The sequence below is a fragment of the Marichromatium bheemlicum genome (assembly GCF_012276755.1).
Lineage (GTDB): Bacteria > Pseudomonadota > Gammaproteobacteria > Chromatiales > Chromatiaceae > Marichromatium > Marichromatium bheemlicum.
In genome coordinates this window covers 49126-66979 of the sequence record NZ_JAAXKX010000017.1, presented here as the reverse complement: position 1 = coordinate 66979, position 17854 = coordinate 49126, and the positions used below count along the sequence as shown (strand labels likewise).

Genomic DNA, 17854 nt, shown 5'->3' with positions numbered 1-17854 from the left:
GCTCTCAGCGCCCGGTGTCGAGTTCGAACATCGGCTGGCTGGCCGGCCCGGGCTCGTGGAGACGCGGGCTGAGCGCGGGCAGATCGAGTGTCGGCTTGACCTTGAGCGAGAGCAGCGAGGGGTCGAGATAGCGCTTCATCAGCCGCCGCGCGCCCCCGGCGTGACGCATCCCGCGCAGCGCGCGCACCTGACGCAGCGCCGCCTGGGTCGGTGCCTGGCCACCGTTGCGGACGTACTGCAACAGCACCGCCTCGGTGTAGTTGAGGGTCTCGAGATAGGTCACCCGGCTGTTGGTGCGATCGACCACGCCCTCGCCGGCGTTGTAGGCCATCACTGCGCGACCGTAGTCGTTGTCGTACTTGTTGAGCAGCCGCTTGAGATGACGAGTGCCGACGCGCAGGTTGGTGCGCGCGTCGAACAACGCCTCGACCGAGCCGATACCGTAGTCGGCGGCAGTCTCCGGCATCAACTGCATCAACCCAACGGCACCGGCATGGGAGACGGCGTGGGCGTTGAAGCTCGACTCGGCGGCGATCACCGCCAGCACCAGCGCCTCCTCGACCCCGCGCGCCTCGGCGATCTCGGGGACCATCGCCTCGACCTCGGCACGACTCGGGCGCGGCGCATCGGGTGGCACCGGCAACAGTCGCGGGTCATCGGTCACCGAGCACCAACCCGCGAGCGGCAACATCAGCAACAACACCAACAGCAGCGGCATGGATGCCCCCTGAACGGGTGATCTCGACCAAGTGGATAGGGCTAGGTTAACAGAGCCCATCCTCGCCGGCAGCGCCGCCGCATCCGGTTAGAATGGCGGACTTTCGCCTCGACCCGATATGCCCGATGAACCTCAGCACCCGTCGACAACTCTTCGAGCGGCTGCGCGCCGCCAACCCCCACCCCACCACCGAACTGGTCTATGCCAGCCCCTTCGAGTTACTGATCGCGGTACTGCTCTCCGCCCAGGCCACCGACAAGAGCGTCAACCGCGCCACCGCCGGACTGTTCGCTGCGGCCAATACCCCGGCGGCGATGCTCGCGCTCGGCGAAGCGGGCGTACGCGAGCACATCCGCAGCATCGGGCTGTTCAACACCAAGGCGCGCAATATCATCGCCACCTGCCAACGGCTGCTTGAGCACCATGACGGCGAGGTACCGCGCACCCGCGCCGCCCTCGAGGCCCTGCCCGGGGTCGGGCGCAAGACCGCCAACGTCGTCCTCAACACCGCCTTCGGCGAGCCAACCATGGCCGTCGACACCCACATCTTCCGCGTCGCCAACCGCACCGGCCTCGCCCCCGGGCGCACCCCGCTCGCCGTCGAACGCGGCCTGCTCGAACAGGTGCCCGAGCCCTACCTGCACGACGCCCACCACTGGCTGATCCTCCACGGCCGCTACACCTGCACCGCCCGCGCCCCCCGCTGCCCGACCTGCCCCATCGCCGACCTCTGCGAGTATTCGGAGAAATCGGGAGGGGTGGAAGGGTGAACCACGAAGGCGCGAAGGACGCGAAGGGGGATTGAGCGGTCAGGCGCCAGCCACCAGCTGCCAGCAATCAGCCACCAGTGGGCGCGATCATCCGGCGGCGGCGCGGACCCGCACCGTCCGCGGCCGCACGCCGACATCACGCATCGGTGTCTTTGCGCACTTCGCGGCTTTGCGGTTGAAAAGACGTAGGCTGGGCAAAGCCCAGCGTGCCCAGGAGCCGCCAGTCGTCAGCAACCAGTCGCCACTGGGCGCAACCACCCGACGGCGGTGCGCCCCGCACCGTCCGTGGCCGCACGCCGTCATCACACCTCATCCCCTTTGCGCGCTTCGCGCCTTGGCGGTTGAAAAGACGTAGGCTGGGCAAAGCCCAACGTGCCCAGCGGAAGCCTGATCGCCGGTGGCTGAGACATCAAGGCATCGGCGTTGGGTTGCCAACAGCGGCAACCCAACCTACGGGCAGCGAGAAGCCGGAGGGAATGAACCGCCAAGGCGCCGTCTTGCCCGTCAATCGCCGATCATGCACACCAGCCTCGCCGACTGGAGGCTGGATGCTGATCGCTGGAAGCTGATTCGAACCGCCAAGGCGCCAAGGACGCGAAGGGGGATTGAGCGGTCAGGCGCCAGCCACCAGCCGCCAGCAATCAGCCACCAGTGGGCGCAACCACCCGACGGCAGCGCGGACCCGCACCGTCCGCGGCCGCACGCCGTCATCACACCTCATCCCCTTTGCGCACTTCGCGCCTTTGCGGTTCAATCCTGGCGGCTGGCGGGCCCTGCCGCTGGGCACGCTACGCTTTGCCCAGCCTACGAAAGGCGCCTTGCCCGACCGCGCTTCCCTTGTCCCCTAGTCCTATGTGAGATTATTGGGTTCGACCATAGAGCCAGGATGATCCCGCCATGTTCTCCAACGATCGACAGACCTATCGCAGCGCCTTCGTGACCGCCTGGCGCAAGGCCGCCGAGGAGCAGCCGCTCGACCCCACCGAGGCGCAGATCGTCACCGTCGCACGCAACCACCCCGAGTACCACACCCTGCTCGAGGCCGGCGACGACGCGCTCGATCGCGACTTCCTCCCCGAGCACGGACAGACCAACCCCTTCCTCCACATGGGACTGCACATGGCGGTGCTCGATCAGTTGAGCACCGACCAGCCGCGCGGCATCCGCGCGCGCTACCAGACGCTGGTCGCTAGGCTCGGCGACACCCACGCCGCTGAGCACCGCATCATGGAGTGTCTGGCGCAGACGATGTGGCGGTTGCAGCACGAGCCCGGCGCCACCTTCGACGAGACGGCCTATCTCGACTGCATCGGCAGGTCGCCCAAGCCTGGCAAGTCGCGGAAATCCCGCAAGTCCCGTAAGTCCCGCTGAACCCTCGCGCAAGGACGCGCCGGCCCGCCCTCGATTTCCTCGAAATCCATGCGTTGAATTCGCGTTCAGCGCAGCCATCCTCTCAATTCCGACTACAAAGGTCGGATATGACGGTCGTCCCCGGTGCGACAGGCGCCCGACCATGCCCCCATGTGACGCTCCCCCCTATCGAGGATCGAGACCATGTCAGACATCAAGACCAAGACCACGCTCACTACCGCCACCGGACTGCTCGGCGCCGCCCTGATCGGCAACCTCGCCGCCATCGCCCCGGCCAGTGCCGAACAAAACCCCTTCGCCGCCACCGTGGTCGAGAGCGGCCATCTGCAACTGGCCTCATCCGAGACCGAGGGCAAGTGCGGCGGTGCCGGCGGTGACAAGGACAGCGAGGGTAACTGCGGCGGCATGGAGGGCAAGTGCGGTGAGGGCAAGTGTGGCGGCGCGAGCTAGCCGATGACTACCGGACCCGCGAGCCTCCACGGCGCCGGTCTGGGGCTGCGGCGCGCCTTCGTGCGCGCCCTGCTCGACACCCCTCCGGCGGCGGTCGAGTTCTACGAGATCGCCCCCGAGAACTGGATCGGCATGGGCGGGGCCAACGCCCGGCGGCTGCGCGCCCTGACCGAACGTCACCCCTTCGTCTGTCACGGCCTGTCGCTCTCGCTCGGCGGCCCGGCGCCGCTCGACCTGGAGCTGGTACGCGCGATCGGCGACTTCCTTGATGTCCACGGCATCGCGATCTACTCCGAGCACCTGAGCTACTGCAGTGACGACGGTCAGCTCTATGACCTGCTGCCGATCCCCTTCACCGAGGCGGCCATCGCTCACGTCGTTGCCCGCATCGGCCAGGTGCAGGACCTCCTCGGGCGGCGCATCGCCGTCGAGAACGTCTCCTACTACGCCGCGCCGGGCCAGGAGATGACCGAACTCGACTTCATCGACGCGGTGCTCGAACGTGCCGACTGCGAGCTGCTGCTCGACGTCAACAACCTCCACGTCAACGCCGTCAATCACGGCTACGACGCCCTCGACTTCCTCCGCGCCCTGCCCGGCGAGCGCATCCGCTACGGCCACGTCGCCGGACACCGGGAGGTCTCCCCGGAGCTGTGCATCGACACCCACGGCAGCGCGGTGATCGACCCGGTGTGGTCGCTGCTGGCTGCGGCCTATGAGCACTTCGGCGTCTTCCCCACCCTGCTCGAGCGCGACTTCGACATCCCACCGCTGGCACAACTCGTCGAAGAGGTCGAGCAGATCGCCCTGATCCAGCACCGCGCCCTGCCGGAGCAACGCGCCCATGGCTGAGTTCGCGGTCCAGCAACAGGCCTTCTGCGCCCATCTGCGCGACCCCGCGCGGGCAGACGCGCCGACCGACGTCGCCGCCGAGCGGATGCGCGTCTATCGCGAGCTGATCTTCAACAACCTCGACGCACTGCTCGCCGGCAGCTTCCCGGTGCTCCATCGCCTCCTCGACCCGGCGCGCTGGCGCGCGCTGGTGCGCGACTTCCTCGTCGCACACCGCGCCCGTACGCCTCTGTTCCACCGTCTCCCCGGCGAGTTCGTCGACTTCCTCGGCCAGCACCCGGCCAACGCCGGCGACCCGCCCTTCCTGCTCGAACTAGCGCACTACGAGTGGATCGAGATCGCGCTGTACAACAGCGAGATCGAGCCCGACCTCGACGGCCTCGACCCCAACGGCGACCTGCTCGCCGCCACCCCGGTACGCAGCCCGCTGGCCTGGCCGTTGAGCTACCGCTTTCCCGTCCATCGCATCGCCCCGGATCACCAGCCCGCGACCCCCGCCCCCGAACCGGCGCAGCTGGTGCTGTTGCGTGACCGTCATCAGCGAGTGCGCACCATCGAGATCAACGCCATCACCCAGCGCCTACTGCAACTCATCGAGACCAGCCCCGCGCCCAGCGGACGCGCGGCCTTGCTACGCATCGCCGCAGAACTGCGCCACCCCGAGCCCGCGCGGGTGGTCGGGTTCGGCAACGAGATCCTCGCCCGGCTCCAGGCCCAGGGCGTACTGCTCGGCACTCGCCCTGTCGCCGACTGAACCGACGTGTCGCGCGTCGTCGATGACAGAGCTGTTACACTCAGTGCCGACGGGATGGCGTATCTGGCAAGCAGCGCCCGGCGTGATTCGGTAGCCAACGCATTCGCGCACGCCCCCGTCCTCACCCGCCGCCGATGCCGGGCAACAACCTGGAGGAAGGTGACACCATGCCAACTTGGGTTCTGGTCGCTGACACGAGCCGCGCTCGAATCTTCCAAGCCGAAAAGGCCGCAAGCCCCATCGAAGAGGTCCACACCCTGGCCTTTCCCGAGGCCCGCCTGCGCCAGGGGGACCTGAACACCGACCGGGGCGGACGCGGACACGACCCCAGCACCGGAGGACATGGCATCAACGGTGAAGGCGGACTCAAGCAGGAGCACGCCGAACGCTTCGCCAACCTGATCTGCAACGCACTGGAGAAGGCTCGACTCGAAGGCGCCTTCAGGAAACTCTATGTGATCGCCGCCCCCAGCTTCCTCGGCGTATTGCGCAAGCAACTGTCGGCCTCGCTGCGTCAGCTCGTCGCCGGCGAGGTCGACAAGAACCTCACCACTCAGACCCCGACCAACATCCGCAAGAGCCTGCCCGACTTCCTCTGACCCCGGGCATCCCTCCTTCACCTTGAGTGACGCGGCGTACCCGGAGGTACGCCGCGCGCGCCGCTCCGGCTGTGCTACCCTTTAGCCCCCCTGCCAGAAGACACAGCCGGAGCCAGCAAGCTATGACCACGCGCGAGTTCGATACCATCGTCATCGGGGCCGGTCCCGGGGGCGAGGGCGCAGCCATGAAACTGGCCAAGACCGGCCAGCGCATCGCCGTGGTCGAGGCCCATCAACGCGTCGGTGGCGGTTGCACCCACTGGGGCACCATCCCCAGCAAGGCGTTGCGCCACGCCATCCAGATGCTCGCCGACTATCGTCGTAACCCGCTGTTCCAGCACACCCAGCATCAGATCGAGATCGAGTTCCCCGACCTGCTGCGCGCCGCCGACGGTGCCATCGACGACCAGGTCCGCACCCGTTTCCGTTACTACCGGCGCAATCGCGTCGAGGTGGTATTCGGCCGCGCGGTGTTTCTCGAACCCAACCTGATCGAGGTGCGCCGCGCCCGTGGCCCGAGCGAGCGGCTGCGCGCCAAGCACTTCGTCATCGCCACCGGCTCGCGCCCCTATCACCCACCGGACATCGACTTCTCACACCCCCGGGTACTCGACAGCGATTCGGTGCTCGGGCTGCAGCAGACACCGCGCTCGCTGACGATCTACGGGGCCGGCGTCATCGGCTGTGAGTACGCCTCGATCATGGGTGCGCTCGACGTCAAGGTGAACCTGGTCAATACCCGCGATCGCCTGCTCTCCTTCCTCGATGACGAGATTACCGACGCGCTGAGCTATCACCTGCGCCAACAGGGCGTGGTGATCCGTCACGACGAGGTCTACGAGCACGTCGAGCCAGAGGCCGATGGGGTGGTGCTGCACTGCCGCTCGGGCAAGAAGTTCAAGACCGATTATCTGCTGTGGGCCAACGGGCGCGCCGGCAACACCCAGGACATGGGACTCGAGGAGATCGGCCTGGCGCCCAACCGCCGCGGCCAACTCGAGGTCAACGCCAGCTACCAGACCGCGCTACCGCACATCTATGCCGTCGGTGACGTCGCCGGACCACCGGCGCTGGCCAGCGCCAGCTACGATCAGGGCCGCTTCGTCGGCGCCCACATCGCCGACGGCGAGTGCGGCTGGTCGTTGATCGAGGAGTTCCCCACCGGCATCTACACCGTCCCCGAGATCAGCTCGGTGGGGCGCACCGAACGCGAGTTGACCGCCGCGCAGATCCCCTACGAGGTCGCTCAGGCCGACTTCAAGAGCATCGCCCGCGCCCAGATCACCGGTCACACCGTCGGCATGCTCAAGCTGCTGTTCCATCGCGAGACCCTGGAGATCCTCGGCATCCACTGCTTCGGCGAGCAGGCCGCCGAGATCGTCCACATCGGACAGGCGATCATGTCGCAGCAGGGCTCGGCCAATAACATCCGTTATTTCACCGAGACCACCTTCAACTACCCGACCATGGCCGAGGCCTATCGCGTCGCCGCGCTCAACGGACTCAATCGACTGTTCTGAGAGCAACGCACCGCCCCCGACGAGATCGGGGCGGTGCGTCCAGAAGCCGGCTTGATACTTTAGAAAACGCTTATATAATCAATGCCTGATCCGATCGACTCCCTGGCGTTGCGCCGGTGTGACAGGCGACCGAGACCGCGCTGCGCGGCCCTGGGCGCGGACCGGATGACGGCGCGCCTCGCGCCGCGGCCCCGCGCGACCGGGATGAGGCGCGCCAGCAGATTCAACCCGACAGGGACGTCCGCACCGGCCCCACGACCAGGCGTCGAGCCGGTGATGGCCGGCGCTGAACGCGCCCCGGAGCCTCCTGTCATCGACTCACCCCAACCCCTCGAAACCACAAGGTGTGTTCAATGTCCAGACTCGTCACCGCAGCCTCAGCCCTCCTCCTCGGCGCCACGGCCACCGCCGCCAACGCCTGGTATGGCGCGCCCTACGCCCCCGCGCCCATGACCCCGGAGCAACACCAGGCCTTCGCCGCGCAGCAGCAAGCCTTCGCCGAGCGCCGCGCCCAGGCGATCGAGCAGGCGATGGAGGCACAGCGACGCTTCATGGAACAGCAGGCGGGGGCCTTCGCCATGCCGCAGCAGCCGCCGGCCTTCCCCGAGCGTCCGGCGATGCCCGCCTTCGGCGCCCCCCCGGAGCTGCCCGCCATGCCAGCGATGCCGGAGATCCCCGGCATCGCCGATCTGCCCGAGCCACCTGCCTTCGGCCAGCGTCCGACCCCGCCGGCTTATGGCCAGCGCCACGAGATGCCGGCACCCGCGGTCGACATCGAGACCCGTCGCCAGGCGCTCGAGACCTACCGCACCAAGATGCGTGAGGCGATGGAGGCCCGCCGCGCCGCGATCGAGGCGATGATGTCGGTCTACCCCCAGCGCGCCCCGCTCCCCGCCACAGCGCCCGAGCAGGACACCGCGGCGGCGGCCGCGGCGGACTGACCCCCGCCTCGGGGCCCCTCAGCCTCGACGACCCCGGCTCGCGCCGAGGCCTCGGGGCTCAGGCCGCCCCGGCCTCTCCCTCGCCCTGGGCGAAGTAGCGCGCCAGGAAGTCATCGAAGCCCTCCGTCTCGCTGCGCTCGAGTGCCTGCTGCTGCTGGTGCGAGTCGCGCGCCAAGCGCTCGAACAGCACCTGATGGCTGGCGCTCGGTCGACGCCCCTGGAAGTAGGCGCGATGCGCGCTCGACATCCGCTGGGCGAAGGCGAAGAAACCCTCGCCGTGGGCGCGCATCTCGGCGAGCACCCGCGCTGAGGGCGTGGCCGTGGCATCGGCTACCTTGTCGCGCTGTATCCGCAGGCTCGCTGCCCGTGGTCCGTCGCTACCACCGTCGAGCAATTCGGCGAGCACCGCAAAGCGATCGAGCAACTCCTCGGCCCAGTCACGCAAGGCGATCTCGCGCCCGGCACGCACCAGGGTCAACCCCGGTTCGCGTCCGCGGTGCGCGGTGCGCACCAGGTTGGTATCGATGGCGCGCCGCTCGGCGGCATCGACCAACGGGCTGTCGGCGAGCAAGCAGTGGAGCATCATCAGCTCGAGGAAGTGGAGCTGCTCGAGGCTGGTCCCGGTCGGCTCGAAGACATCGATATCGGGTGAGCGCAGCTCGACATAGCGGATGCCGCGACGGGCGAGCGCCAGGGTCGGGCGTTCCATCCACTCGGTGAGCTGCTTGGGGCGCACCGTGCTGTAGTACTCATTCTCGATCTGCAACACGTTGGCGTTGAGCTGTTCGTAGCGCTCACCGACCTTGACACCGAGGCGCTGGTACTCGGGACAGGGGGTCTCGATCGCCCAGGTGAGGGTGCGTACATAGTCGGCGAGGCTGTCATAGCTCGCCTTGATGCCGGTGCCCTCCTCCTGCTGGTTCTGGTAACCGATGTCGCCCATACGCAGCGAGGTGGCGTACGGATAGTAGAGGGTGGTGTCGTCGAAGTGTTCGAGATCGGTCTCCTGCCCCTGCACAAAACTCGCGCAGATCGCCGGCGAGGCCCCGAACAGATAGGGCACCAGCCAGCCGATGCGCTGCAGGTTGCGCAGCATCCCCATCTGCATGCGATCGCGAAAGGCGCGGGCCGCGCCACGGTCGCCCTCGATCGCTTGGAGCCGCACCCAGAACCCCTCGCCGAAGGAGAAGTTGTAGTGGATCCCGGCGATCACCTGCATGGTGCGCCCGTAGCGGTTACCCAACCCACGGCGGTAGACGGTCTTCATCCGCCCGGCATTGGAACAACCGTAGCGCGCCAGTGGGATCTGCCGCCCCCCTTTGAGCACGCAGGGCATACTCGTCGCCCACAACAGCTCGTCGTCGAGGTGGTGGTGGACATGGGCATGGAGATCGGTGAGAAAGGCGAGTGCCTCCTCGGCGCGGGTAAGCGCCGGGGTGATCAGCTCGAGCAGGGCCTCAGAGAAGTCGGTGGTGATGTAGGGATGGGTGAGCGCGGCACCGAGCGCGGACGGGTGTGGGGTAGTGGCGAGCTGGCCGGTGGGGGAGACGCGTAGCCCCTCCTTTTCCAGGCCGATGCGATTGCCGGCGAAGAGGTCGTCGGTGGCGGTGGCGAGCTGCTCGACACGGCGCGCGTAGGTCGATCGGGGGTCGTTCAAAGGGGGTGTCCTTGAGTCTTGCGGAGAGCGGCCGGATGCGATGATCGCAGCCGGCCGGGAGGGTCAGTGGGTCATCGCCGCACGCGGCGGCGCCTGGCGGCCGAGCACGATCGCATCGGCGAGGATACGTGCGGCTTCCTCGACCTGGATGCGTGAGATCGCCTCGCGCTGGGCCTCGAGCGCCTCCTCGTCGATGGGGTCTGCGTCCTCGTCGACCGGGGTGATGCCATGGGCACGCAGGAAGCGATCCTGATGGGCCTTGAAGGCCGACTCCAGGCGCTCGTCCTCGGCACGACGTGCGCGCTCGTTGAGCGAGACCAGGGTGCGTTCCTTCATCTCGGCCAGCAACTTGCCGCGCTCGGTGAGCATGCGGAAACCGGGGTCATCGGCGATGCGCGCCTGCGATCTGTCGATCAGCGTCTCGACATCGCCGGCCATGTCGAGGTGGCGGTAGGTCGCCGGCGAGATCCGCGTCCACGGCAACGGGTTGTCGAGGGCACGCTCACCGTGATCGATGACGGTATCGGCGGTGGGGAAACGGATGTCGGGCTCGACGCCACGCAACTGGGTACTGCCACCACTGATGCGGAAGAACTCGGCCATGGTCAGACGCAGCCGACCGAGGTCGGTCTGCTCACCGGGGACATAGCGGTTGAGATCGATCAGGGTCTGTACCGTCCCCTTACCGAAGGTCGGCTCGCCGATCACCCAACCGCGCCCGTGGTCCTGGATGGCGGCGGCGAAGATCTCCGAGGCCGAGGCGCTGTCACGATCGACCAGCACCGCCAGCGGCCCGGTGTAGAGCACCCCGGGCTCGGGGTCGGACTCGACCTCGACGCGACCGAAGGCATCCTTGACCTGGACCACCGGCCCGGTGTCGATGAACAGCCCGGTGAGCGCGGTGGCCTCGGCCAGCGAGCCACCGCCGTTGGCACGCAGGTCGATCAGCAGGCCATTGACGCCCTGCATCACCAGATCGTCGATCAACGCGCGGACATCACGGGTGGTGCTGCGGAAGTCACGCCGCCCCTCGCCTTCGGCCTGGAAGTCACGATAGAAGGCGGGGATCTCGATCACCCCGACGCGTACCCCGGCGGCGCTCTCGAGGTCGTCGATGACATAACTCTTGGCCGCCTGGTCCTCGAGCTTGATCTCGTTGCGCACCAGCGCGACCTCGCGGGTCCGTGCACTCACCCCAGCGCCCTTGGAGAGCAGCTGCAGGCGCACCACCGAGCCCTTGGGACCGCGGATCTTCTCGACCACGTCCTCCAGTCGCCACCCGACCACGTCCTCGAAGGGGCCGTCGAGCCCCTGACCGACGCCGACGATCTGGTCGCCGGTGTGCACCTGGCCCGACTCGCGGGCCGGACCACCGGGCACCGTGCTTTGCACCACGGTGTACTCATTGTCGGCACGCAGCACCGCACCGATGCCCTCGAGCGAGAGCTTCATGCTGATGTCGAAGTTCTCCGAGGTGCTCGGCGACATATAGCTGGTGTGGGGCTCGAGCGCCAGGGTGTAGGCGTTCATGAAGGTCTGGAAGACATCATCGCGGTCGAACTGCTCGATGCGCCGCGCCAACCCCTCGTAGCGCTTGCGCAGCCGCTCGCGGATGTCCTCATCGCTACGATCGGCCAGACGCAGCACCAGGAAGTCGTTCTTCACCCGCTTGCGCCAACGCTCGTCGAGCGCGGCGCCGTCCTCGGCCCAGGCGTCCTCGGCCGGCTCGAGCGCATAGTGCTCGTCGCGGGAGAAGTCGAACTCGCCCTGCAGCAATTGCAAGGCATAGTCGACACGGTCGTCGACCCGCATGCGATAGAGACGGAAGATGTCGAAGGCGGTATCGAGTTCACCGCGCCGCAGCCGCTCGTCGAGACGACGACCACCGTCCTCGAAACGGCGCACGTCGCGGGCGAGGAAGAATGACTTGCTCGGATCGAGGGCATCGAGATAGTTCACCAGCACCGCCCGGGCGAAGGCCGGATCGAGCGAGAGCTTGCGATAGTGATAGCGCTCGAGCACCTGGTTGATGACCACCGCCGACTTGGTCTGCTCGGGGACCGGATAAAGGTCGGCGAGCGCCACCGGGCGCGGCGAGGCGACGGCCAGTCCGGCTACCAGCAGCAAGGCGAGTGAGGATAGATACCGTAGGGGACGCGGTCTCATGAGCGGTACTCGTGTTCGGACCCCCGGCTCGCGGGGGCTGACGGTTGGCGGAGGGTGGCGCAGCGCGTCGCGCCCGAAATGGCGCAGACGCCGCGGCGAGGGCTGCACGGGCAGCGCCCCGCAACCCGTCCATGGGGGCGAATTAAGGCCGATTATCGAGGGCTTCAACGCACCGGCGCAACGACGCCGCGCACACTCAGGCCGCCGACTTCGGGGATTTTTTCTTGGCGTAGGTCTTGCGCCGGTACAGATCGGTGCGCCGGCTCACCACCCGATCGACGAACAACATGCCATCAAGGTGGTCGATCTCGTGCTGTACCGCGCGCGCCTCGTAGCCCTCCATCTCGTACTCGTGGACCACGCCTTCGGGGTCCTGGGCACGCAGCCGGATCTGGGTGGCGCGGATCACGTTGCCGGTGTAATCAGGCACCGACAGACAGCCCTCACGCCCCATCGCATAGCCCTCCCAGTGGACGATCTCGGGATTGATCAACACCAGATTGCCATGGTTGGGGGTCTTCGGGCGCGAGGAGCAGTCGACGATCACGATGCGCTCGAAGTGTCCGACCTGGGGCGCGGCGATGCCGACGGCGGCGGGCCCGTCCTGGCGGGTCTCCTCGAGATCGGCGACGAAGTCACGCAAGGCCGCATCGAAGTGCTCGACCGGGGTCGAGACCTGCTTGAGCCGCGGGTCCGGGAGTTTGAGGATATCGAGTATGGCCATCGGTCAGCCGATCATCACGTCGATGGGCGCAACCTCGACCGAGACACCACGCCGGTCCAGTCCGGCGAGGGCCCCGGTCAGCGTCTCCAGCGAGCACTCGCTGTAGCCCTGGATGTTCATGATGTAGAGCGGACTGGCGCTGTCACCGGCAACGTCCGACTCCAGCTCGAGGATGTGGAAGCCCTGCTCGGCCAGCGCCTCGGTGACGTCGGCGACGATGCCGGTGCGATCGGCCCCGCTCACCCGGACCTGGACATTGGGCAGCAGATGTTGGTGCAGATCACCGTTGACGGTGTCGATGTGCAGCCGCAGCCCGAGCGTCTCGGCCACCGGCGCGAGCGCCTCGCGCAATGCCGACTCGGGCCGCTCGGTCGCCACCATCATCATGATGGTGAAGTTGCCACCGAGGCGCAGCATCGAGGCCTCACCGAGGTTGCAGCCGACGCCGCAAAGCGCGCGGGTGACGCGCGAGACGATCCCGGGCCGGTCGGCACCGACCAGGGTCAACATCATCCAGTCAGACATGTTCAGGGTCTCCAGGGGGCGCGGCGACGGCCGGGTCGAGCCAGATCAGACTGGCCATCCGTCCGGTGGTGCCGTCACGCCGATATGAAAAGAATCGTTGGGGATCGATATGGGTGCACTGTCCGCCGCCGTAAACCGCCGGGACCCCGGCGGCCACTAATCGTTGACGGGCCAGCATGAACAGATCGGCCAGCCAGCGCCCGGCCCGGCCAGGACGAAAGGCGTCAGCCGCGGCGACATCGAGATCGACGAAGCGCGCGCGCACCTCGGGGCCGACCTCGAAGGCCGAAGGACCGATGGCCGGTCCCAACCAGGCGAGCAGCCGCGAGGGCTCGAGCGCCAGCGCGGCCAGGGTGCGCTCGATCACCCCGCCGGCCAGCCCCCGCCAGCCGGCATGCACCGCCGCCACCCGGGTGCCTTCACGATCGCACAGCAGCAGCGGCAGGCAATCGGCGGTGAGCACCGCGCACACCCGCCCCGGCCAGGCGCTGACCGCGGCATCGGCCTGACAACCGAGCGCAGCGGCATCATCGGCGACGACACAGCCATGGACCTGATCGAGCCACAGCGGCTCGCTCGGCAGGCCCGCGTGCTGGCGCAGCAGGGCACGATTGCGTGCCACCCGCGCTGGGTCGTCCCCGACGTGGGTGGCGAGATTGAGGCTGGCATAAGGGCCCTGGCTGACACCACCGCTACGGGTGGTGACCAATGCACGGACCGCCGCGGGGGCCGGCCAGTCAGGTCGGATCGGCGTCATTCCCGCCCTCCTCGCGCAGCTGCGCGAGCAGTGCCTCCAGATCAGCAGCCATCGGCACCTCCCAGTGACAGACCCGGCCCTGCTCGGGGTGACGCAGGCCGAGCCGGATGGCGTGCAGCGCCTGGCGCGGGAAGTGTTGCAGTGCCTCGCGCACCGCCACACTGCAGCCGCGCGGCGGGCGCGGTCGGCCACCATAGACACGATCCCCGACCAGGGGATAGCGCAGGTGTGACATATGTACGCGGATCTGGTGGGTGCGCCCGGTCTCGAGCTCGACGGCAAGCAGGGTGTGACCGGGGAAGCGCTCGAGCACCCGGTAGTGAGTCACCGCCGGGCGCCCGCCGGCGACCACCGCCATGCGCGTGCGCTGGGTGGGATGGCGTCCCACCGGGGCCTCGACCCGACCACCGGCGACACACTCGCCGATCACCAGGGCACGATACTCGCGATGGACCTCGTGCAAGCGCAGCTGCTCGACCAGCGAGCGGTGGGCGGTGAGCGTCTTGGCCACCACCAGCAGCCCCGAGGTGTCCTTGTCGAGACGATGGACGATCCCGGCCCGCGGCAGTGCCGCCAACCCCGGATCGTGATGGAGCAGTGCGTTCTGCAGGGTGCCGTCGGGGTTGCCGGCGGCCGGGTGCACCACCAGCCCGGCGGGCTTGTTGACCACCAGCAGGGCCTCGTCCTCATGGACGATGTCGAGCGCGATCGGTTGCGCCAGACAACGCTCGTCGAGCGCCAGGGTGGCGGCAAGACGCACGCGCTCTCCCCCCCAGACCTTGTCGCGCGGACGCCGGCGCTGGTCGTCGACGAGCAGCTCGCCGGACTCGACCCACTGCTGCAAACGACTGCGCGAGAACTCCGGCAGCAGCTCGGCGAGCACCTGGTCGAGACGCCGCCCGGCGTGGCCGGCATCGAGCACCAGATCACGGTCGATGCGTTGGTGTACGACTCCGCTGTTCACGCCACCCCCACCCCGCTCCGGGGGGCCAAAGGGGGGGCGCTGGCGAAGACACCTTCGCGTATACTGGAATGATTTTCGAACAGGTATTCCACGGACATGCCAAGAACGTTAACACGACTTCCCGCGCTGCTGCTCGCCGCGCTGCTCGCCGGCTGTGGCGTGTTCGGCGAAGAGATCGACCAGACCGCGAACTGGGGCGCGTCCAAGCTCTACGCCGAGGCCGCCGCCGAACTCGACGCAGGCAACTACACACGGGCGATCGAATACTACGAAAAACTCGAGGCGCGCTATCCGTTCGGGCGTTATGCCATGCAGGCCCAGCTCGACGTCGCCTACGCCAATTATCGTGCCGACGAGCCGGAGGCGGCGCTGGCCGCGGCGGACCGCTTCATCAAGCTCTATCCGCAGAACCCCTTCGTCGACTACGCCTACTATCTCAAGGGGATCGTCAACTACAACCGCAGCGTCGGCTTCCTCGACCGCTACATCCCCACCGACCCGTCGCAGCGCGACCCGGGCTCGGCGCTCGACGCCTTCGAGGACTTCGCCATCCTCGTCGAACGCTTCCCGGAGAGCCGCTATGCCGCCGATGCCCGCCAGCGCATGCTCTACCTGCGCAACAACCTCGCCAAGCACGAGGTCAATGTCGCGCGCTATTACATGAAGCGGGGGGCCTATCTGGCCGCGGCCAATCGCGCTGAGTACGTCATCCACCGTTTCCAGCGCACCAGCGCGGTAGAGGATGCGCTGGAGGTGATGATCGACGCCTACGAGGCGCTCGGCAAGACGCAGCTGGCCGCCGCCGCGCGCCGGGTGCTCGAGGTCAACCGCGAGGCCGGGCGACTCGTCGACGACACGCCCAAGCCCGAGGAGATCAGCCTCGCGCGCAAGGTCTGGGACTATCTCAGCCTCGACGAGAACTGAGCCCGCGCCCCTCGGGGCGCCCGCCCCGCGCAGCGTCTGCGATCGGCCGTAACCCCGACGGTGCGCTGGGCGCGGCGCCCGATCGCGGCCTAGATCGCCGCCTCGTCCTCCTCACCGGTGCGGATGCGCACCACCCGCTGCACGTCGGAGACGAAGATCTTGCCGTCGCCGATCTTGCCGGTGCGCGCGGCGGTCATGATCGCACTGATACAGTCCTCGACCTGATCATCGCCGACGATCAGGTCGATCTTCACCTTGGGCAGGAAATCGACCACGTACTCGGCGCCGCGATAGAGTTCGGTATGACCCTTCTGGCGCCCGAACCCCTTGACCTCGATGGCGGTCATGCCGGTGATGCCGGCCGCCGACAGCGCCTCACGGACGTCGTCGAGCTTGAAGGGCTTGATGATCGCTTCGACCTTTTTCATGCAATCTCTCTCCAGTGTGGATCACGGCCTGGCCGTGAGTATACGTTTGCGTCCGGGCAAAAGACAGCGGCCCCCGGGCCGCGCCCAGGGTGCCTCGGCATCGGCTGCCGGGTTCAGAAGCCGCTGGTGATGGGATAGCGCCGATCGCGCCCGAAGGCCCGCGCGGAGATGCGCACCCCGGGCGCGGCCTGACGGCGCTTGTACTCGCTGCGATCGACCAGGCGCGCGACGCGCTCGACCTCCTCGCGCGCATAACCGGCGGCGACGATGGCCGCGACGCCCTCGTCACACTCGACATAACGGCGCAGGATCTCGTCGAGCCGGTCATAGGGCGGCAGGCTATCCTGGTCGGTTTGGTCGGGACGCAGCTCGGCCGAGGGGGCGCGGGTGATCACCCGCTCCGGGATCACCTCGGCCTCGCGGTTGCGGTAACGCGCGAGCCGGTAGACGAGCTGCTTGGGCACGTCCTTGATCGGCGCAAAACCGCCAGCCATGTCGCCGTAGAGGGTGGCGTAACCGACCGCCACCTCGCTCTTGTTACCGGTGGTGAGCAGCAGATAGCCGCGCTTGTTGCTGATGGCCATCAACAGCACCCCACGACAGCGCGCCTGGATGTTCTCCTCGGTGACATCGGCCGGGGCGCCGGCGAAGACCGGTTCGAGCAGTTCGAGAAAGGCGTCGAAGGCCGGACCGATGGGGACTTGGTGAGCCCGGACCCCGAGCCGACGCGCCTCCTCGAAGGCGTCCTCGTTGCTGATATCGGCGGTATAGCGCGAGGGCATCAGCACCGCCTCGACGTGCTCGGCACCGAGCGCATCGACCGCAATCGCCAGGGTCAGCGCCGAGTCGATCCCGCCCGAGAGTCCGAGCACCGCCCCCTTGAAGCCGTTCTTGCGCGCATAGTCACGTACCCCCAGCACCAGCGCGCGGTAGATCGCCGCCTCGTCATCGAGCGGTTGCGGCTGAGGCACATCGACGCACGCCGCACCGGGCACCCCGTCGGCATCGAGCACCAGATCGAGCTGTGCCGCGTCGAAACAAGGCGCCCGCGCAACCAGCTCGCCTGCGCCATCGACGGCAAAGGAGGCGCCGTCGAACACCAGCTCGTCCTGACCACCGACCAGGTTGACATAGAGGATCGGCAGCGCGTGCTCGCGCGCGCGGCGCGCCACCACTGCCTCGCGCTCGACGCGCTTGCCGGCGTGGAAGGGCGAGGCGTTGATGTTGACCAGCAGCTGGGCGCCGGCCTCGACCGCCTGGCGGGTCGGCGCCTCCTGCCAGATGTCCTCGCACACGCTCAACCCGACGCGCAGCCCGCGGTGCTCGAACACCCCGGCCAGGGTGCCGGGCCGGAAGTAGCGTTTCTCGTCGAACACGCCGTAGTTGGGCAGCGCCTGCTTGGCGTACTCGACGACCGTCTCGCCGTCGCGGATCACCCCGGCGACGTTGCACAACTCACCGCCGGCGGCACGCGGATAGCCGAGCACCAGGGTGATGCCGGCGCTCGCGGCGCGGATGCGCGCCAGCGCCGCCTCGACCCGCTCGGCGCACTCCGGGCGCAGCAGCAAGTCCTCGGGGGGGTAGCCGGTGAGCATCAGCTCGGGGAAGACCGCTAGATCGATGCCCTCGGCACGGGCGGTGGCGAGCGCGGCGATCACCTGCTCGGTGTTACCGGCAATGTCGCCGACCAGCGGATTGCACTGCACGAGCCGCACCCGGCTCGGCGACGGCATT

At 68.0% G+C, this 17854-nt stretch carries 18 protein-coding genes; 9 read left to right on the top strand and 9 right to left on the bottom strand.

What is annotated here, in order from left to right:
• Positions 1-4 precede the first annotated feature (4 nt).
• Positions 5-718: a lytic transglycosylase domain-containing protein gene (locus HF203_RS12080; protein ID WP_168670047.1), complete on the bottom strand. Its 714-nt coding sequence runs from the start codon at positions 716-718 to the stop codon at positions 5-7.
• A gap of 125 nt (positions 719-843) precedes the next feature.
• Between HF203_RS12080 and nth the strand changes: the two genes are divergently transcribed.
• From nth to HF203_RS12040, 8 genes are all read left to right on the top strand, one after another.
• Positions 844-1488, top strand: coding sequence for an endonuclease III (gene nth, locus HF203_RS12075; protein ID WP_168670045.1), 645 nt, complete (start codon positions 844-846; stop codon positions 1486-1488).
• Positions 1489-2385: 897 nt separating this feature from the next.
• On the top strand, positions 2386-2859 hold the full coding sequence (locus HF203_RS12070; protein WP_168670043.1) for a DUF1841 family protein: 474 nt from the start codon (positions 2386-2388) through the stop codon (positions 2857-2859).
• Positions 2860-3042: 183 nt separating this feature from the next.
• Positions 3043-3309, top strand: a complete 267-nt coding sequence (locus HF203_RS12065; protein ID WP_168670041.1) for a low-complexity protein — start codon at positions 3043-3045, stop codon at positions 3307-3309.
• A gap of 3 nt (positions 3310-3312) precedes the next feature.
• On the top strand, positions 3313-4161 hold the full coding sequence (locus HF203_RS12060; protein WP_168670040.1) for an HvfB family MNIO-type RiPP peptide maturase: 849 nt from the start codon (positions 3313-3315) through the stop codon (positions 4159-4161).
• Complete coding sequence (locus HF203_RS12055; protein WP_168670039.1) at positions 4154-4915, top strand: HvfC family RiPP maturation protein; 762 nt, start codon at positions 4154-4156, stop codon at positions 4913-4915. Before HF203_RS12060 ends, HF203_RS12055 begins: the two co-directional genes overlap by 8 nt.
• A gap of 167 nt (positions 4916-5082) precedes the next feature.
• The gene (locus HF203_RS12050; protein WP_168670038.1) at positions 5083-5514 is read left to right on the top strand and encodes a host attachment protein; all 432 of its coding nucleotides are present in this window, start codon (positions 5083-5085) and stop codon (positions 5512-5514) included.
• Between the two features lie 122 nt (positions 5515-5636).
• Entirely contained in the window at positions 5637-7034 is a 1398-nt protein-coding gene (gene sthA, locus HF203_RS12045) for a Si-specific NAD(P)(+) transhydrogenase (protein WP_168670037.1), read from the top strand.
• A 353-nt stretch (positions 7035-7387) separates the two neighbouring features.
• Positions 7388-7975, top strand: coding sequence for a hypothetical protein (locus tag HF203_RS12040; RefSeq protein ID WP_168670036.1), 588 nt, complete (start codon positions 7388-7390; stop codon positions 7973-7975).
• 58 nt (positions 7976-8033) lie between these two features.
• Here the strand turns inward: HF203_RS12040 and gshA are convergent, their stop codons facing one another.
• From gshA to rluD, 6 genes are all read right to left on the bottom strand, one after another.
• Positions 8034-9632 carry a glutamate--cysteine ligase gene (gene gshA, locus HF203_RS12035; RefSeq protein ID WP_168670035.1) on the bottom strand — a complete coding sequence of 533 codons (1599 nt, stop codon included), beginning with the start codon at positions 9630-9632 and terminating at the stop codon, positions 8034-8036.
• Between the two features lie 63 nt (positions 9633-9695).
• A complete protein-coding gene (locus HF203_RS12030) occupies positions 9696-11798 on the bottom strand; it encodes a carboxy terminal-processing peptidase (protein WP_168670034.1) in 2103 nt (700 codons plus the stop codon).
• 196 nt (positions 11799-11994) lie between these two features.
• Positions 11995-12522, bottom strand: a complete 528-nt coding sequence (def, locus tag HF203_RS12025; protein WP_168670032.1) for a peptide deformylase — start codon at positions 12520-12522, stop codon at positions 11995-11997.
• A gap of 3 nt (positions 12523-12525) precedes the next feature.
• Positions 12526-13047 carry a glycine cleavage system transcriptional repressor gene (locus HF203_RS12020; RefSeq protein WP_168670030.1) on the bottom strand — a complete coding sequence of 174 codons (522 nt, stop codon included), beginning with the start codon at positions 13045-13047 and terminating at the stop codon, positions 12526-12528.
• A complete protein-coding gene (gene pgeF, locus HF203_RS12015; protein ID WP_168670028.1) occupies positions 13040-13804 on the bottom strand; it encodes a peptidoglycan editing factor PgeF in 765 nt (254 codons plus the stop codon). The genes HF203_RS12020 and pgeF overlap by 8 nt, the downstream gene beginning before the upstream one ends.
• Positions 13785-14768: a 23S rRNA pseudouridine(1911/1915/1917) synthase RluD gene (rluD, locus tag HF203_RS12010; RefSeq protein WP_168670026.1), complete on the bottom strand. Its 984-nt coding sequence runs from the start codon at positions 14766-14768 to the stop codon at positions 13785-13787. The genes pgeF and rluD overlap by 20 nt, the downstream gene beginning before the upstream one ends.
• Positions 14769-14864: 96 nt before the next feature.
• On the opposite strand from rluD, the gene HF203_RS12005 reads away from it, so the two are divergent.
• Positions 14865-15692: an outer membrane protein assembly factor BamD gene (locus tag HF203_RS12005; RefSeq protein ID WP_168670024.1), complete on the top strand. Its 828-nt coding sequence runs from the start codon at positions 14865-14867 to the stop codon at positions 15690-15692.
• 89 nt (positions 15693-15781) lie between these two features.
• Here the strand turns inward: HF203_RS12005 and HF203_RS12000 are convergent, their stop codons facing one another.
• Positions 15782-16120: a P-II family nitrogen regulator gene (locus HF203_RS12000; RefSeq protein ID WP_168670022.1), complete on the bottom strand. Its 339-nt coding sequence runs from the start codon at positions 16118-16120 to the stop codon at positions 15782-15784.
• A 113-nt stretch (positions 16121-16233) separates the two neighbouring features.
• On the bottom strand, positions 16234-17853 hold the full coding sequence (locus HF203_RS11995) for an NAD+ synthase (RefSeq protein ID WP_210424762.1): 1620 nt from the start codon (positions 17851-17853) through the stop codon (positions 16234-16236).
• Position 17854 lies beyond the last annotated feature (1 nt).

Bases quoted from the DNA above. Each gene is read 5' to 3' on its own strand.
- HF203_RS12080 (WP_168670047.1), bottom strand. From the start codon at position 718: ATGCCGCTGCTGTTGGTGTTGTTGCTGATGTTGCCGCTCGCGGGTTGG.
- nth (WP_168670045.1), top strand. From the start codon at position 844: ATGAACCTCAGCACCCGTCGACAACTCTTCGAGCGGCTGCGCGCCGCC.
- HF203_RS12070 (WP_168670043.1), top strand. From the start codon at position 2,386: ATGTTCTCCAACGATCGACAGACCTATCGCAGCGCCTTCGTGACCGCC.
- HF203_RS12065 (WP_168670041.1), top strand. From the start codon at position 3,043: ATGTCAGACATCAAGACCAAGACCACGCTCACTACCGCCACCGGACTG.
- HF203_RS12060 (WP_168670040.1), top strand. From the start codon at position 3,313: ATGACTACCGGACCCGCGAGCCTCCACGGCGCCGGTCTGGGGCTGCGG.
- HF203_RS12055 (WP_168670039.1), top strand. From the start codon at position 4,154: ATGGCTGAGTTCGCGGTCCAGCAACAGGCCTTCTGCGCCCATCTGCGC.
- HF203_RS12050 (WP_168670038.1), top strand. From the start codon at position 5,083: ATGCCAACTTGGGTTCTGGTCGCTGACACGAGCCGCGCTCGAATCTTC.
- sthA (WP_168670037.1), top strand. From the start codon at position 5,637: ATGACCACGCGCGAGTTCGATACCATCGTCATCGGGGCCGGTCCCGGG.
- HF203_RS12040 (WP_168670036.1), top strand. From the start codon at position 7,388: ATGTCCAGACTCGTCACCGCAGCCTCAGCCCTCCTCCTCGGCGCCACG.
- HF203_RS12030 (WP_168670034.1), bottom strand. From the start codon at position 11,798: ATGAGACCGCGTCCCCTACGGTATCTATCCTCACTCGCCTTGCTGCTG.
- def (WP_168670032.1), bottom strand. From the start codon at position 12,522: ATGGCCATACTCGATATCCTCAAACTCCCGGACCCGCGGCTCAAGCAG.
- HF203_RS12020 (WP_168670030.1), bottom strand. From the start codon at position 13,047: ATGTCTGACTGGATGATGTTGACCCTGGTCGGTGCCGACCGGCCCGGG.
- pgeF (WP_168670028.1), bottom strand. From the start codon at position 13,804: ATGACGCCGATCCGACCTGACTGGCCGGCCCCCGCGGCGGTCCGTGCA.
- HF203_RS12005 (WP_168670024.1), top strand. From the start codon at position 14,865: ATGCCAAGAACGTTAACACGACTTCCCGCGCTGCTGCTCGCCGCGCTG.
- HF203_RS12000 (WP_168670022.1), bottom strand. From the start codon at position 16,120: ATGAAAAAGGTCGAAGCGATCATCAAGCCCTTCAAGCTCGACGACGTC.
- HF203_RS11995 (WP_210424762.1), bottom strand. From the start codon at position 17,853: ATGCCGTCGCCGAGCCGGGTGCGGCTCGTGCAGTGCAATCCGCTGGTC.